Genomic DNA, 12,011 nt, shown 5'->3' with positions numbered 1-12,011 from the left:
GAGCCCTTGTACGGTGTACGAGACCCGTTCCCGTACACCGTACAAGGAGCTGCCCCGTGACGGCGACGACCGCCCCGGCACCCACCACCGCCCACCCCCAGCGCTGGCTGATCCTCGGCGTCATCTGCCTCGCCCAGCTCACCGTGCTGCTCGACAACACCGTGCTCAGCGTCGCCATCCCGTCGCTGACCTCCGAACTCCACGCGACGACCACCGACATCCAGTGGATGATCAACGCGTACTCGCTCGTCCAGTCGGGCCTGCTGCTCAGCGCGGGCAACGCGGCCGACCGCTACGGCCGCAAGAAGATGCTCGCCATCGGCCTCGCGCTCTTCGGCCTCGGCTCGCTGGCCGCCGGACTCGCCGGCTCCACCGCGCAGCTGATCGCCGCACGCGCGGGCATGGGCGTCGGCGGCGCGCTCCTGATGACGACCACGCTCGCCGTGGTGATGCAGATCTTCGACGACTCCGAGCGGGTCAAGGCCATCGCGCTCTGGTCCACGGTCGCCTCGCTCGGCTTCGCCGGCGGGCCGCTGATCGGCGGGGTGATCCTGAACCACTTCTGGTGGGGAATGATCTTCCTGATCAACATCCCGGTCGCGGTCGTGGCCCTGGTCGCGGTCCTCAAGCTGGTCCCCGAGTCCAAGAACCCGCAGGGGGAGCGCCCGGACCTGCTCGGCGCGCTGCTGTCGACGATCGGCATGACGGCCGTGGTGTACGCGATCATCAGCGGCCCAGAGCACGGCTGGCTCTCCGCCGAAGTCCTGGTGCCGGCCGCCATCGGCGTCGCCGGTCTCGCCGCCTTCGCCCGCTGGGAGCTGCACACCCCGTATCCGATGCTCGACATGCACTTCTTCCGGAACCAGAAGTTCGTCGGGGCGATCGGCGGCTCGATCCTGGTCGTCTTCGGCATGGGCGGCTCGCTCTTCCTGCTCACCCAGCACCTGCAGTTCGTGCTCGGGTACGAACCCCTGGAGGCGGGGCTGCGGATGGCGCCGCTGGCGCTGACGATCGTCGGCCTCAACCTGACGGGCGTCGGCCCGCGGATCGTGACGAAGCTCGGCACCCCGCCCACCGTCGTCCTCGGCATGACCCTGGTGGCCGCGGGCCTCACGTCGATCTCGCTGCTCGGCGGCGGCACGGACGGCAGTTACGCGGGGATGCTCCTCGGCCTGGTCCTGATGGGCGGCGGCATCGCCGTGTCGTCCCCGGCGATGGCCAACGCGATCATGAGTTCGATCCCGCCGGAGAAGGCCGGTGTGGGCGCCGGGATCAACGGCACCCTCGCCGAGTTCGGCAACGGCCTGGGCGTCGCCGTCCTCGGAGCCGTACTCAACGCACGGTTCGCCGCGCTGGTCGCCGTCACCGCGACCTCGCTCCCGGCCGCGCTCGCCGCGGCGGGCGGCGAGGCCGAACGCCAGGCGATCTCCGACGCGTTCGCCTCCGGCCTCCAGACCAGCCAGCTGGTGGGCGCGGCCGCCGTCTTCGCCGGCGGCCTGGTCGCCGCGGCGCTCCTCCAGCGGGCCGAGCGCGCGGAGAAGGCCGCGGGCGCCGAAGGGCCGGGCGCTGCCTAGCATGGTGACGGACCGCTGACAGACGGAGGAACGCGATGGTCAAGGCAGCCGATCGGGCCAAGAACCCGGCGCGTTCCAGCGTGTGGCTGGAGGAGAGGGCCGCCCGCAGCGGCGGCGGCCCCGCCGGCCTCGACCGCGACCGGATCGTCGCCGCCGCCATCCGGATGCTCGACGAAGAGGGCCTGGCCAAGCTGTCCATGCGCAAGCTGGCGACCGAGCTGGGCGTCACGGCCATGTCGCTCTACTGGTACGTGGACACCAAGGACGACATCCTCGAGTACGCCATGGACAGCGTCTACGGCGAGATCGACCTCGCCGCGGTCGACGCGGCGGGGGACTGGCGGGACCGGATGCGCCTGCTCGCCCTGGACTACCGGCGGATGCTGGTCCGCCACGCGTGGATGTCGCCGAGCGCGGGCCAGTACCTCAACATCGGGCCGAACTCGATCGCCGTCGGCCAGAAGATCCACGAAACGGTCGCGGAGACCGGCCTCGCCCTCGACCGCAGGCCGAGCGCGATGTCGGCGGTCTTCCAGTTCGTGTACGGCTACGGGACGATCGAGTCCCAGTTCGGCCGGCGCGCGGCGGAGGCGGGCATGTCGCAGGACGAGTTCTACGCGGACTCGGTGAGCGCCTTCCGGGACGACCCGGTGTACACGGAGAGGGTCGAGGGCCTGAAGGAGATCCTCGACGAGCGGACCTCGCACGACAGCCTCAGCGTCGTGTGGGACCGCGACTTCGACTACGCCCTGGACGTGCTGATCGCCGGCATCGAGGTCATGGTCACCCGGCAGACGGAGAAATGACGGAGCGGCGGGCCGTCCCCTGCCCGCCGCTCCGTACTCGACCCGGTCGCGCCTCCGCTCGAAGCGCGTCCGGGAGCTCTTCTACTTGTCCTCGGCCCTTACTTGTCCTCGGCCGTCACCGTGCTGCTCTTCAGCGCGACTTCCTTGATGAACAGCGTCACCACGAAGGCGAGCAGCGCGAACGGCGCCGAGTAGAGGAAGACGTCGCCGACGCCGTGGCCGTACGCGCTCTCCATGACCGTGCGGATCGGGGCGGGGAGCGCGTCCATGTCCGGGATGCCGCCGCCCGTACCGCCCTGGCCCATGGCGCCCGCGGCCTTCGGGCCGAGTTCGGCCAGGCCTTCCCTGACGTAGTCGGTGACCCGGTGGGCCATGACCGCGCCCAGCGCCGAGACGCCGATCGCGCCGCCGAGGGAGCGGAAGAAGGTGACGACGGAGGAGGCGGCGCCGAGGTCGGCGGGGGCCACCTGGTTCTGGGTGCAGAGCACCAGGTTCTGCATCATCATGCCGAGGCCGAGACCCAGGACCGCCATGAAGAGTGCGATGTGCCAGTACTCGGTGTCGTACCGGAGGGTGCCGAGCAGGCCGAGCCCGCCGGCCGCCAGCGCGCCGCCGCTGACCAGCCAGGCCTTCCAGCGGCCGGTCTTGGTGATGATGAGGCCGGAGACGGTGGAGGAGACGAACAGGCCCGCGATCATCGGGATGGTGAGGACGCCGGACATCGTCGGCGACTCGTTCCGGGCCAGCTGGAAGTACTGGCTGAAGAAGACCGTGCCGGCGAACATCGCGACACCCACGAAGAGCGAGGCGAGCGAGGCGAGGGTGATCGTGCGGTTGCGGAACAGGCGGAGCGGGATGATCGGCTCGCTCGCCTTGGACTCGACGAGGAGGAAGATCCCGCCGAGGGCGAGCGCGCCGAGGACCATGACGGCCGTCTGCCACGACATCCAGTCGTACTTGTCACCGGCGAAGGTGACCCAGATCAGGAGCAGCGAGACGGCGGCGCTGATGAAGAAGGCGCCGGCCCAGTCGACCTTGACCTGACGCTTCACGGTGGGGAGGTGGAGGGTCTTCTGCAGGACGATCAGCGCGATGATCGCGAAGGGCACGCCGACGTAGAAGCACCAGCGCCAGCCGAGCCAGTCGGTGTCGGTGATGACGCCGCCGAGCAGCGGGCCGCCGACGGTGGCGACGGCGAAGGTCGCGCCGAGGTAGCCGCTGTACCGGCCGCGCTCACGCGGGGCGATCATCGCGGCCAGGATGATCTGGGAGAGGGCGGTCAGACCGCCGACGCCGATGCCCTGGACGACCCGGCAGGCGATGAGCATGCCGGTGCTCTGGGAGAGGCCGGCGACGACGGAGCCGGTGACGTAGACGACCAGGGCTATCTGGACGAGCAGCTTCTTGGAGAAGAGGTCGGCCAGCTTGCCCCAGAGCGGCGTGGTCGCCGTCATGGAGAGGAGCGCGGCCGTGACCACCCAGGTGTACGCGGACTGGCCGCCCTCCAGGTCGGTGATGATCTGGGGGAGGGCGTTGGAGACGATCGTCGAGGACAGGATGGCGACGAACATGCCGAGCATCAGCCCGGACAGCGCCTCCATGATCTGCCGGTGGGTCATCGGGGCGGTCTCGCCGCCACCGCTGCCGGTGAGGCCGTCCCGCACACCGGTGTCAGGCGTGGTCGTAGCCATGAACTTCCTTTTTCTCAAGCGTGGTGGGCCCGGCAGTCCCCGAAGGAGTCGCGGAGTCGGGCGAGCAGGTGGGTGAGGAGTTCGACGTCGTCGTCGGACCACTCCGCGAGGTGACGGGAGAAGGCGTCGGTGACCCGGCGGTCGAGTTCGCCGAGCATCGCGTGGCCCGGCTCCGTGAGCCGCAGGATGCGGGACCGTTTGTCGTCCGGGTCGGGCAGTCGCTCGATCCAGCCGTGTTCCACGGTGTGTGCCACATGGCGGCTGCAGACGGACATGTCGACGGCCATCAGTTCGGCGAGCCGGCTCGTCCGCATGTCCCCGTGGTGCTTGACCAGGGCCAGTACGGCGGCCGAGCCTCCCTGGCATTCGACGGGGAGGGCGCGGGCGAGGCCGCGCTTCACGGCACCGATCGCGCTCACCGAGCGGGCGAGTTCCTCGTACCTGTTCCGTGTCGGCATCGCGCACCCCCGTCCATGTTGTTGCTTAGGGCAACCATAGAGATGGATGGTTGCTTCAGGCAAACTAAATCGGTCAAACGGCGCTAAAGAATCGGCAAAGGCGGAGGGCGAGCCGGAGGGTTGGGGCCACCGGCCCCCTTTCGCTAGGGTCCTGGCCCATGGCACACAACCCCCAAGCACCGTACGGCCAGGGCCAGCCCCAGCAGGGCTCCGAGGGCTACGACCCCGCCGGCAGCACGCAGATGTTCCGCGCCTTCGTCGACGAGGGCACCCCGCAGCAGCGCCAGCCGCAGGCCGTCGCCGCCTCGGGCGGCCCGAAGGTCGGCCTCATCGTGGGCATCGTCGCGGCCGTCGTCATCCTGGCCGCCGTCGCCTGGCTGGCCCTGGGCTGACCCTCGCACCCACCGCACACCACCAGGTGGGCCGGACCCCGCGGAAGCGGACCGGCCCACCTTTTCTTCTGCGCGGGTTACGCCTCCGAGGGTCGTTACGCCTCCGAGGCTGCGGGTCCGTCCAGCGCCGGTGCCAGCAGCGCGAAGGCCTGCGCGGTCAAGGCGTCGGGGTCGGCGGTGGGCTCGGGGCTCTCCCCGGCGCTCCAGCGGCGCAGTACGGCGTCGAAGGCGGTGAGGGCCATCCCCGCGGCGAGCCGGGGATAGAGGTCGGCCTCGGGGTCGCGGCCGAGGCGGGCGCCGAGCTCCTCCGCCAGTTCCTCGCGCCACTGCGCCTGGTGCTCCAGGAAGCGGGCGAGCAGCGAGGGGGTCCGGAGGATCAGCCGGACGACCGGCAGGACCCGCTCGGCGTGGTCGCCGCAGGCGGCCAGGGGCACGGAGACGGCGTGAAGCAGCGCCTCGGACGGGAGCTCCCCGGCGGGACGGGCGGCGAGCCCCGCGCGCATGTCGGCGCCCATGCCGGCCAGGAACTGGACGACGACGTCCTCCTTGGACGCGAAGTAGCGGAAGAAGGTCCGCTTGGAGACCCCGGCCGTGGTCGCGATCTCGTCGACGGTCGCCGCGTCGAAGCCCTTGAGGGCGAACAGCTGGAGCGCGGCCTCGGTGAGCTCGGTCGCGACGAGCTGTCGCTTGCGCTGGGCGAGGCTGAGATCGGGGCGGGTGGTCACGGCCCGATGGTAACGCGGTGCCCTTCATGACACCCATGGTCGTGCTTGACACTCGGTGACACAAGCGGCAGCGTGTGACGCATGACCAAGAAGCAGCGCTGGACCGCCGACCTGATCCCGGACCAGACCGGGCGGGTCTTCGTCGTCACCGGAGCCAACAGCGGCCTCGGCCTCGCCACCACCCACGCCCTCGCCCGCCGGGGCGCCCGCGTCGTCCTCGCCGTACGGGACGAGCGGAAGGGCCACGAGGCCGTGGCCGCCCTCACGGCGGGTGGTGCGGGGGAGGCCCGCGTCGATCCCGGCCTGCTCGACGTGCGGCGGCTCGACCTCGCCGACCTCGACTCGGTACGGGCCTTCGCCGACCGGACGCGCGACGAGCACGCCCGCCTCGACGTGCTCGTCAACAACGCGGGCGTGATGGCCCCGCCCCGCACGCTCAGCCCCCAGGGCCACGAGCTCCAGTTCGCCGTCAACCACCTCGGCCACTTCGCGCTCACCGGCCTGCTGCTCGACCTGCTCGCCGCCGGGACCGACCCCCGCGTGGTCACGGTCAGCTCGATCAACCACCGCCAGGCCAGTCCCCGCTTCGACGAGCGGGACGACCTGACCGGCGAGCGCGGCTACGGCCCCATGGCCTTCTACAACCGCTCCAAGTTCGCCAACGCCGTCTTCGGCCGGGAGCTCCACCGCCGCCTGACCGCCACCGCGAGCCCGGTCCGCTCCGTCCTCGCCCACCCCGGCTACACGGCCACGAACCTCCAGACCAAGGACACCGGCGGTCTCGCCCGCCTGGTCTTCGGTCGCATCGGCAACCCCCTGCTGGCCCAGCGCCCGGAGCGCGGCGCTCTTCCCCAGCTCTACGCGGCCACCGCCCCCGCCGCGGAGGCCGGCGACTTCATCGGCCCCGACGGCCCCGCCGAACTGCGCGGCACCCCCACCCGCGTCCCGCTCTCCGCCGTGGCCGCCGACCCGGCCACCGGCCGCCGGCTCTGGGAGCTCTCGGAGAAGCTGACGGACGTCCGCTTCCCCTGACCCGCCTACCCCCTGATCCGCCAGGCCTCAGCGCCACACGGCGGTGACGTCCCGGGTGTCGATGTGCATGCCGAGCGGGACGCGCCAGGAGTCCACGCACACCGTGTACGTCTCGGTCCTCGCCGTCCCGGCCGCGATCGGCGCGGGCAGCGGCCGGCTCGACGTGAGGGTCGCCCAGTCGACGCCGAGCGCCCCGATGACATGGGTGGCGAAGGTGACCGTCCCCGAAGTGGCCGCGGAACCACCGGTGTTCCGGAACGTCACGGTGACCCGCTCGCACCAGCGCCGGTCCCCGTCCGCGAGGCTGGGCGCCGAGACGCTGAGCAGCGCGGGGCCGGGCGCGGGTCCCGGCGTGGACGCGCCGCCGCCGGGCGTGGCGGGTCCGGGCGTCTCCGAGGGCGTACGGGTCGGGGCGCCGGGCCCGGGTGCGGTCGTCGGAGCCGTACCCGTACCCGTACCCGTATCCGTATCCGTATCCGTACGAGAAGGCCCGGGGGACCCGGACGACCCGGGAGTCCCCGGAGCCCCTGGAGCACTCTGAGAGGCCCCGCTCCCGCCCACTGAGGGCGACCCGGGTGCCCCGGGTACCCGGGGCACCCCAGGCGCCCCCGGGGCCGCGGGCGACGGCGACGACGTGCTGGAGGTGAGTCCGGGCGGCCTGGGGCCGTCGAGGGGGACGAGGGTGACCGCGCCGGAGGGGGCGACGGCGCCCTTCGGGGAGGGGCCGGCGCCGACGGCGGCGTACCCCTCGCCGTCCGTGCCGGCGCAGGCGGTCAGCGCTCCGCCGAGGCAGAGCGCCACCGCGAGGAGTGCGGGTCCCGACGTGCCAGACGTGCCAGACGTGCCAGTCCTCATGGCACCCAGTGTTCCTGACGGATCGTCATATACGCCAGGGGTCTGGGAAGTCGGATGGCGGTCAGTCGGCGATGAGGCCTTCGCGGAGCTGGGCGAGGGTGCGGGTGAGCAGCCGGGAGACGTGCATCTGGGAGATGCCGACTTCCTCGCCGATCTGCGACTGGGTCATGTTGGCGAAGAAGCGCAGCATGATGATCTGCCGCTCGCGGGGCGGGAGTTTGGCGAGGAGCGGCTTGAGCGACTCGCGGTACTCGACGCCTTCGAGGGCGGTGTCCTCGTAGCCGAGGCGGTCGGCGAGGGAGCCTTCGCCGCCGTCGTCCTCGGGGGAGGGGGAGTCGAGCGAGGAGGCGGTGTACGCGTTGCCCACCGCGAGGCCGTCGACGACGTCCTCCTCCGACACCCCGAGGACGGCGGCGAGTTCGGGGACGGTGGGGGAGCGGTCGAGCTTCTGGGCGAGCTCGTCGCTGGCCTTGGTGAGGGCGAGGCGGAGCTCCTGGAGGCGGCGGGGGACCCGTACCGACCAGGAGGTGTCGCGGAAGAAGCGCTTGATCTCGCCGACGACGGTCGGCATGGCGAACGTCGGGAACTCCACGCCCCGTTCGCAGTCGAAGCGGTCGATCGCCTTGATGAGGCCGATGGTGCCGACCTGGACGATGTCCTCCATCGGCTCGTTGCGGGAGCGGAAGCGGGCGGCCGCGTACCGGACGAGGGGGAGGTTGAGCTCGATGAGGGTGTCGCGGACGTAGGTCCGCTCCGGGCTGTCGGCGGCGGCGCCCTCGGTGTCGAGCGCGCGCAGCCTCAGGAACAGGGAGCGGGAGAGGGTGCGGGTGTCGAGGGCTCCCGACGGGACGACCACGGGCGGCGGCGGAGTGATCTCCGTGCTTTCGGCCGCGGTCGGCGCCGTCGTCTGCGTGGGCACGGGAACGGGCGTGAGCGTGAGCACCTTCGAGCTGCCCAGTTCTGTGGACATGCCACCCCCTTGAGGTCGCGGACGGTCGCGGTGGCCGCGACCATCTGAGGAACGCAGCTTCCACCTGAATACCGGCGGCGGGGCTGCGGCAAACTCGGTTCCAGCAGAATGTCACATGTCGGCAACACGCTGTAGTGACTTGTCGACAAGGCGAGGGTGTATATCCGCAGGAAACAAGGGGTGTAAGGCATTTGGGGCAGCGCAGAACTGCTCCGAACCGGTCTACCCGTTTCGGTTACGCCTCGATTCTGTTTGCGGATCTCAGCCGGGCGAAGCTCCGGGCGAGGAGCCTTGACACGTGCATCTGGGAGACGCCGAGTTCCTGGCTGATCTGAGACTGGGTCAAGTTGCTGTAGTAGCGCAGCATCAGGATCCGCTGCTCCCTTTCGGGCAGCTGGACGAGCAGGTGCCGGACGAGGTCCCGGTGCTCGACGCCGGCCAGGGCGGGGTCCTCGTAGCCGAGCCGGTCGAGCAGCCCGGGCAGCCCGTCGCCCTCCTGCGCGGCCTCCAGGGAGGTGGCGTGGTACGAGCGCCCGGCCTCGATGCAGGCGAGCACCTCGTCCTCGCCGATGCGCAGCCGTTCGGCGATCTCGGCGGTCGTGGGGGAGCGGCCGTGAGCGGTCGTCAGGTCCTCGGTGGCGCCGTTCACCTGGACCCACAGCTCGTGGAGCCGGCGGGGCACGTGCACGGTCCGGACGTTGTCGCGGAAGTACCGCTTGATCTCGCCGACGACGGTCGGCATGGCGAACGTCGGGAACTGCACGCCCCGGTCGGGGTCGAAGCGGTCGATGGCGTTGATGAGGCCGATGGTGCCGACCTGGACGACGTCCTCCATCGGCTCGTTGCGGGAGCGGAAGCGGGCCGCCGCGTACCGCACGAGCGGGAGGTTGGCCTCGATCAGGGCGCCGCGCACCCGGTGGTGCTCGGCGGTGCCCGGTTCCAGGTTCTTGAGCTGCCCGAAGAGCACCTGGGTGAGCGCGCGGGTGTCGGCGCCACGGGTGCTCTGGGGTCGGGGGCGCGGGGTGTCCGCGCCGCCTGCCTCGTGCTGGGGCGGGACCTGAGGCGCTGTACTGGCCGGCACGTTCACGCCACCCCTTTGGCTGGTCTTGCTGGTCGACTGGGTCAACTACGGTCAACTCATCCGTCAAAAGCGGTCATAGCATCACAAGACATGTCCACTGTGTGCAAGCACCGCATAGCCACGTGTTGAGGGCATGATGGTGGAAAAAGGGGAGGCCAGAAACCCGCGAGGCCCCCCACCACGAGGGCGGGGGGCCTCGGCGACGGAGGACCGTCGGAGCGCGACTAGAAGGCGTAGTCCGCGATCACCCAGGTGGCGAACTCGCGCCACTGCGCGACGCCCGCCTGGTGCGCGGGGTGGTCCAGGTAGCGCTGGAGCGCGTCGGTGTCCTCGACGGCCGAGTTGATCGCGAAGTCGTACGCGATCGGGCGGTCGGTGATGTTCCAGTCGCACTCCCAGAAGGTGAGCTCGTCGATCTGCCCGCCGAGCGCGCGGAACGCCTCGACACCGGCGACGACGCGCGGCTCGTCGCGCGAGACACCCTCGTTGAGCTTGAAGAGGACCAGATGGCGGATCACGAAGGGCTCCTAGTTGATGAGTTCGGTCATGAACTCGCCGACACCCTGGGCGGCGCTGGAAATGCCCTCGAACCCTACCTGTACGAGATCGGCGGCCCGAGCCGGGGACGTGACGATCGTGTACAGCACAAAGACCACGACCGCGTACAGCGCGACCTTCTTCGCTTGCACCATTGCCCAGCCCTCCCCTGATCCCCGCCGCACGACCGCGCCACTCTAACCGAGCCTTTATGGACCAAGGGCCCGGCGATCGGGGCCTTTCGCCGCCCCCCGGAAGGGTGACGGGCGAGCAGTATGGATGTCGAGCCCGGAGGATCTGGCAGGAATCCGAAGGGCTCCTGGAACCGGCCCGCACTGCGGGGTCCGCGCCGCGAGCTTCCCCCCTGACTGCGGCGCAGGACTTGCAGGTCCGGTTCTCATCGGGGGGAACGGCTTGTCCCCCCGATGCCGTTCCCCCCGTCCTCACCGTCCATACGGAGAAGGCCCCGGCCGCGCCCCGAGCGCGGACCGGGGCCTTTCCCGTACGGGCTCCACGCCCGAGCCGGACGGGGATACGCCGAAGGGCCCGGTGCTGATGCACCAGGCCCTTCGATCGAAGCGGTAGCGGAGGGATTTGAACCCTCGGTGAGTTTCCCCACACTCGCTTTCGAGGCGAGCTCCTTCGGCCGCTCGGACACGCTACCGAGAGAGAGCTTAGCCGAAACTCGCCCCGGCATGAAATCCGTATCGAGGCCCAGGTCGGAGCGGGGGTCAGCGGCCCCGGAAGAAGGCCGTCAACTGCTGGGCGCAGACGTCGCCGAGGACGCCCTCGATCACCTCGGGACGGTGGTTGAGCCGGCGGTCCCGCACGAGGTCCCAGAGCGATCCCGCCGCGCCCGCCTTCTCGTCGGCCGCGCCGAACACCACCCGCTCGACCCGCGACTGGACGAGCGCGCCCGCGCACATCACGCACGGCTCCAGGGTCACGACGAGCGTGCACCCCGTCAGCCGCCACTCGCCGGTCGCGGCGGCCGCCCGGCGCAGCGCGAGCACCTCGGCGTGCGCGGTGGGGTCACCGGCCGCCTCCCGCTCGTTGTGCGCCCGCGCGAGGACCTCGCCGTCCGGGCCGAGCACGACCGCGCCGACCGGCACGTCACCGGCCGGCTCGGCCGCCGCGGCCTCGGCGAGCGCGAGCCGCATGGCACCCTGCCAGGGATCCCGTACGGGATCGGGAACGGCCCCCGGGGCGCGGTCGGGCCCGGGGGTCTCCCCTGTGTGAGCGGCACCGGGGACGTCCCGTACGGGACCGGTGCCGGGGTTCGGAGCTGGTACTGCCCGGGCCACTAGCGCACGGCCTCCAGCACCTCGGAGGCGCCGAGCGCGTCGGCGATCACCGAGAGGGCGTCGCTGTCGAGGGCGCGGAGTTCGCGCTCCGAGAGCCCGAGGTCCGCGAGGACCAGCGAGTCCCCGACGGGAGCGGACGGTACGGCTCCGGCCGCGTCGCCCCCCTCGTCGTCCCCGTCGGCCTCGTCGGTGAGCGGCTCCCCGTCCTCCGTGCCGTCCAGGTCCAGGGACTCCAGCTCGTCGAGCTCGGCGTCGAGGTCGTCGCCGAGGAGTTCCCGGGTGAGGATCTCCCCGTACGAGGAACGGGCGGCGGCGGCGCCGTCCGAGACGTAGATCCGAGGGTCTTCCTCACCCTCGATCCGTACGATCCCGAACCACGCGTCCTCCTGCTCGATGTAGACGATCACCGTGTCGTCGTCCGAGGCCTCGCGGGCCAGATCGGCCAGATCCGACAGGGTCTCCACGTCGTCGAGCTCCGTGTCGCTCGCTTCCCACCCGTCTTCGGTGCGCGCGAGCAGTGCGGCGAAGTACACCTGACTCTCTCCCACTGATCAGAGGTGTGACGTTCCGGCGGCGCGCTCCTGGT

At 71.1% G+C, this 12,011-nt stretch carries 13 protein-coding genes, 1 tRNA gene and 1 pseudogene; 4 read left to right on the top strand and 11 right to left on the bottom strand.

The window, feature by feature from the left end:
- Positions 1-56: 56 nt before the first annotated feature.
- Positions 57-1,574, top strand: a complete 1,518-nt coding sequence (locus tag ACZ7G1_RS18040) for an MFS transporter (RefSeq protein WP_470878143.1) — start codon at positions 57-59, stop codon at positions 1,572-1,574.
- Positions 1,575-1,609: 35 nt separating this feature from the next.
- The gene (locus tag ACZ7G1_RS18035; protein ID WP_470878142.1) at positions 1,610-2,380 is read left to right on the top strand and encodes a TetR/AcrR family transcriptional regulator C-terminal domain-containing protein; all 771 of its coding nucleotides are present in this window, start codon (positions 1,610-1,612) and stop codon (positions 2,378-2,380) included.
- Positions 2,381-2,499: 119 nt separating this feature from the next.
- On the opposite strand, the pseudogene ACZ7G1_RS18030 reads toward ACZ7G1_RS18035, so the two are convergent.
- Positions 2,500-3,999 (bottom strand): annotated as a pseudogene (locus tag ACZ7G1_RS18030) (MDR family MFS transporter); the annotation flags it as partial.
- Between the two features lie 86 nt (positions 4,000-4,085).
- Positions 4,086-4,529: a MarR family winged helix-turn-helix transcriptional regulator gene (locus tag ACZ7G1_RS18025; protein ID WP_470878141.1), complete on the bottom strand. Its 444-nt coding sequence runs from the start codon at positions 4,527-4,529 to the stop codon at positions 4,086-4,088.
- A 158-nt stretch (positions 4,530-4,687) separates the two neighbouring features.
- Here ACZ7G1_RS18025 and ACZ7G1_RS18020 point away from each other — a divergent pair, with 158 nt between their 5' ends.
- On the top strand, positions 4,688-4,921 hold the full coding sequence (locus ACZ7G1_RS18020; protein WP_470878140.1) for a hypothetical protein: 234 nt from the start codon (positions 4,688-4,690) through the stop codon (positions 4,919-4,921).
- A gap of 95 nt (positions 4,922-5,016) precedes the next feature.
- Here ACZ7G1_RS18020 and ACZ7G1_RS18015 read toward each other — a convergent pair whose 3' ends face one another.
- On the bottom strand, positions 5,017-5,646 hold the full coding sequence (locus tag ACZ7G1_RS18015; RefSeq protein WP_470878139.1) for a TetR family transcriptional regulator: 630 nt from the start codon (positions 5,644-5,646) through the stop codon (positions 5,017-5,019).
- An 81-nt stretch (positions 5,647-5,727) separates the two neighbouring features.
- Here ACZ7G1_RS18015 and ACZ7G1_RS18010 point away from each other — a divergent pair, with 81 nt between their 5' ends.
- Positions 5,728-6,678 carry an oxidoreductase gene (locus tag ACZ7G1_RS18010; RefSeq protein ID WP_470878138.1) on the top strand — a complete coding sequence of 317 codons (951 nt, stop codon included), beginning with the start codon at positions 5,728-5,730 and terminating at the stop codon, positions 6,676-6,678.
- Between the two features lie 27 nt (positions 6,679-6,705).
- Here ACZ7G1_RS18010 and ACZ7G1_RS18005 read toward each other — a convergent pair whose 3' ends face one another.
- The 8 genes from ACZ7G1_RS18005 to ACZ7G1_RS17970 form a co-directional block, all read right to left on the bottom strand.
- Complete coding sequence (locus ACZ7G1_RS18005) at positions 6,706-6,942, bottom strand: hypothetical protein (RefSeq protein ID WP_470878137.1); 237 nt, start codon at positions 6,940-6,942, stop codon at positions 6,706-6,708.
- Positions 6,943-7,594: 652 nt separating this feature from the next.
- Positions 7,595-8,503, bottom strand: a complete 909-nt coding sequence (locus tag ACZ7G1_RS18000) for an RNA polymerase sigma factor SigF (RefSeq protein ID WP_470878136.1) — start codon at positions 8,501-8,503, stop codon at positions 7,595-7,597.
- 235 nt (positions 8,504-8,738) lie between these two features.
- Complete coding sequence (locus ACZ7G1_RS17995) at positions 8,739-9,584, bottom strand: RNA polymerase sigma factor SigF (protein WP_470878135.1); 846 nt, start codon at positions 9,582-9,584, stop codon at positions 8,739-8,741.
- 224 nt (positions 9,585-9,808) lie between these two features.
- Positions 9,809-10,102, bottom strand: a complete 294-nt coding sequence (locus tag ACZ7G1_RS17990) for a Dabb family protein (RefSeq protein ID WP_470878134.1) — start codon at positions 10,100-10,102, stop codon at positions 9,809-9,811.
- A 9-nt stretch (positions 10,103-10,111) separates the two neighbouring features.
- The gene (locus tag ACZ7G1_RS17985; protein WP_015034987.1) at positions 10,112-10,276 is read right to left on the bottom strand and encodes a hypothetical protein; all 165 of its coding nucleotides are present in this window, start codon (positions 10,274-10,276) and stop codon (positions 10,112-10,114) included.
- A gap of 424 nt (positions 10,277-10,700) precedes the next feature.
- Positions 10,701-10,785: transfer RNA gene (locus ACZ7G1_RS17980), tRNA-Ser, on the bottom strand.
- Positions 10,786-10,852: 67 nt separating this feature from the next.
- The gene (gene tadA / locus ACZ7G1_RS17975; RefSeq protein WP_470878133.1) at positions 10,853-11,281 is read right to left on the bottom strand and encodes a tRNA adenosine(34) deaminase TadA; all 429 of its coding nucleotides are present in this window, start codon (positions 11,279-11,281) and stop codon (positions 10,853-10,855) included.
- A 143-nt stretch (positions 11,282-11,424) separates the two neighbouring features.
- Positions 11,425-11,958 carry a tRNA adenosine deaminase-associated protein gene (locus ACZ7G1_RS17970; protein ID WP_470878132.1) on the bottom strand — a complete coding sequence of 178 codons (534 nt, stop codon included), beginning with the start codon at positions 11,956-11,958 and terminating at the stop codon, positions 11,425-11,427.
- Between the last annotated feature and the right edge of the window lie 53 nt (positions 11,959-12,011).

This window comes from Streptomyces sp. NPDC037273, assembly GCF_055603625.1.
Note: the sequence above shows the minus strand (reverse complement) of the source record. Positions and strands in the feature narration are given on the sequence as shown.

What these genes read in the sequence shown, in the direction of transcription:
- ACZ7G1_RS17985 (WP_015034987.1), bottom strand. Translation starts at nt 10,276, where the DNA reads ATGGTGCAAGCGAAGAAGGTCGCGCTGTACGCGGTCGTGGTCTTTGTG.
- ACZ7G1_RS18035 (WP_470878142.1), top strand. Translation starts at nt 1,610, where the DNA reads ATGGTCAAGGCAGCCGATCGGGCCAAGAACCCGGCGCGTTCCAGCGTG.
- tadA (WP_470878133.1), bottom strand. Translation starts at nt 11,281, where the DNA reads ATGCGGCTCGCGCTCGCCGAGGCCGCGGCGGCCGAGCCGGCCGGTGAC.
- ACZ7G1_RS18020 (WP_470878140.1), top strand. Translation starts at nt 4,688, where the DNA reads ATGGCACACAACCCCCAAGCACCGTACGGCCAGGGCCAGCCCCAGCAG.
- ACZ7G1_RS18010 (WP_470878138.1), top strand. Translation starts at nt 5,728, where the DNA reads ATGACCAAGAAGCAGCGCTGGACCGCCGACCTGATCCCGGACCAGACC.
- ACZ7G1_RS18025 (WP_470878141.1), bottom strand. Translation starts at nt 4,529, where the DNA reads ATGCCGACACGGAACAGGTACGAGGAACTCGCCCGCTCGGTGAGCGCG.
- ACZ7G1_RS18000 (WP_470878136.1), bottom strand. Translation starts at nt 8,503, where the DNA reads ATGTCCACAGAACTGGGCAGCTCGAAGGTGCTCACGCTCACGCCCGTT.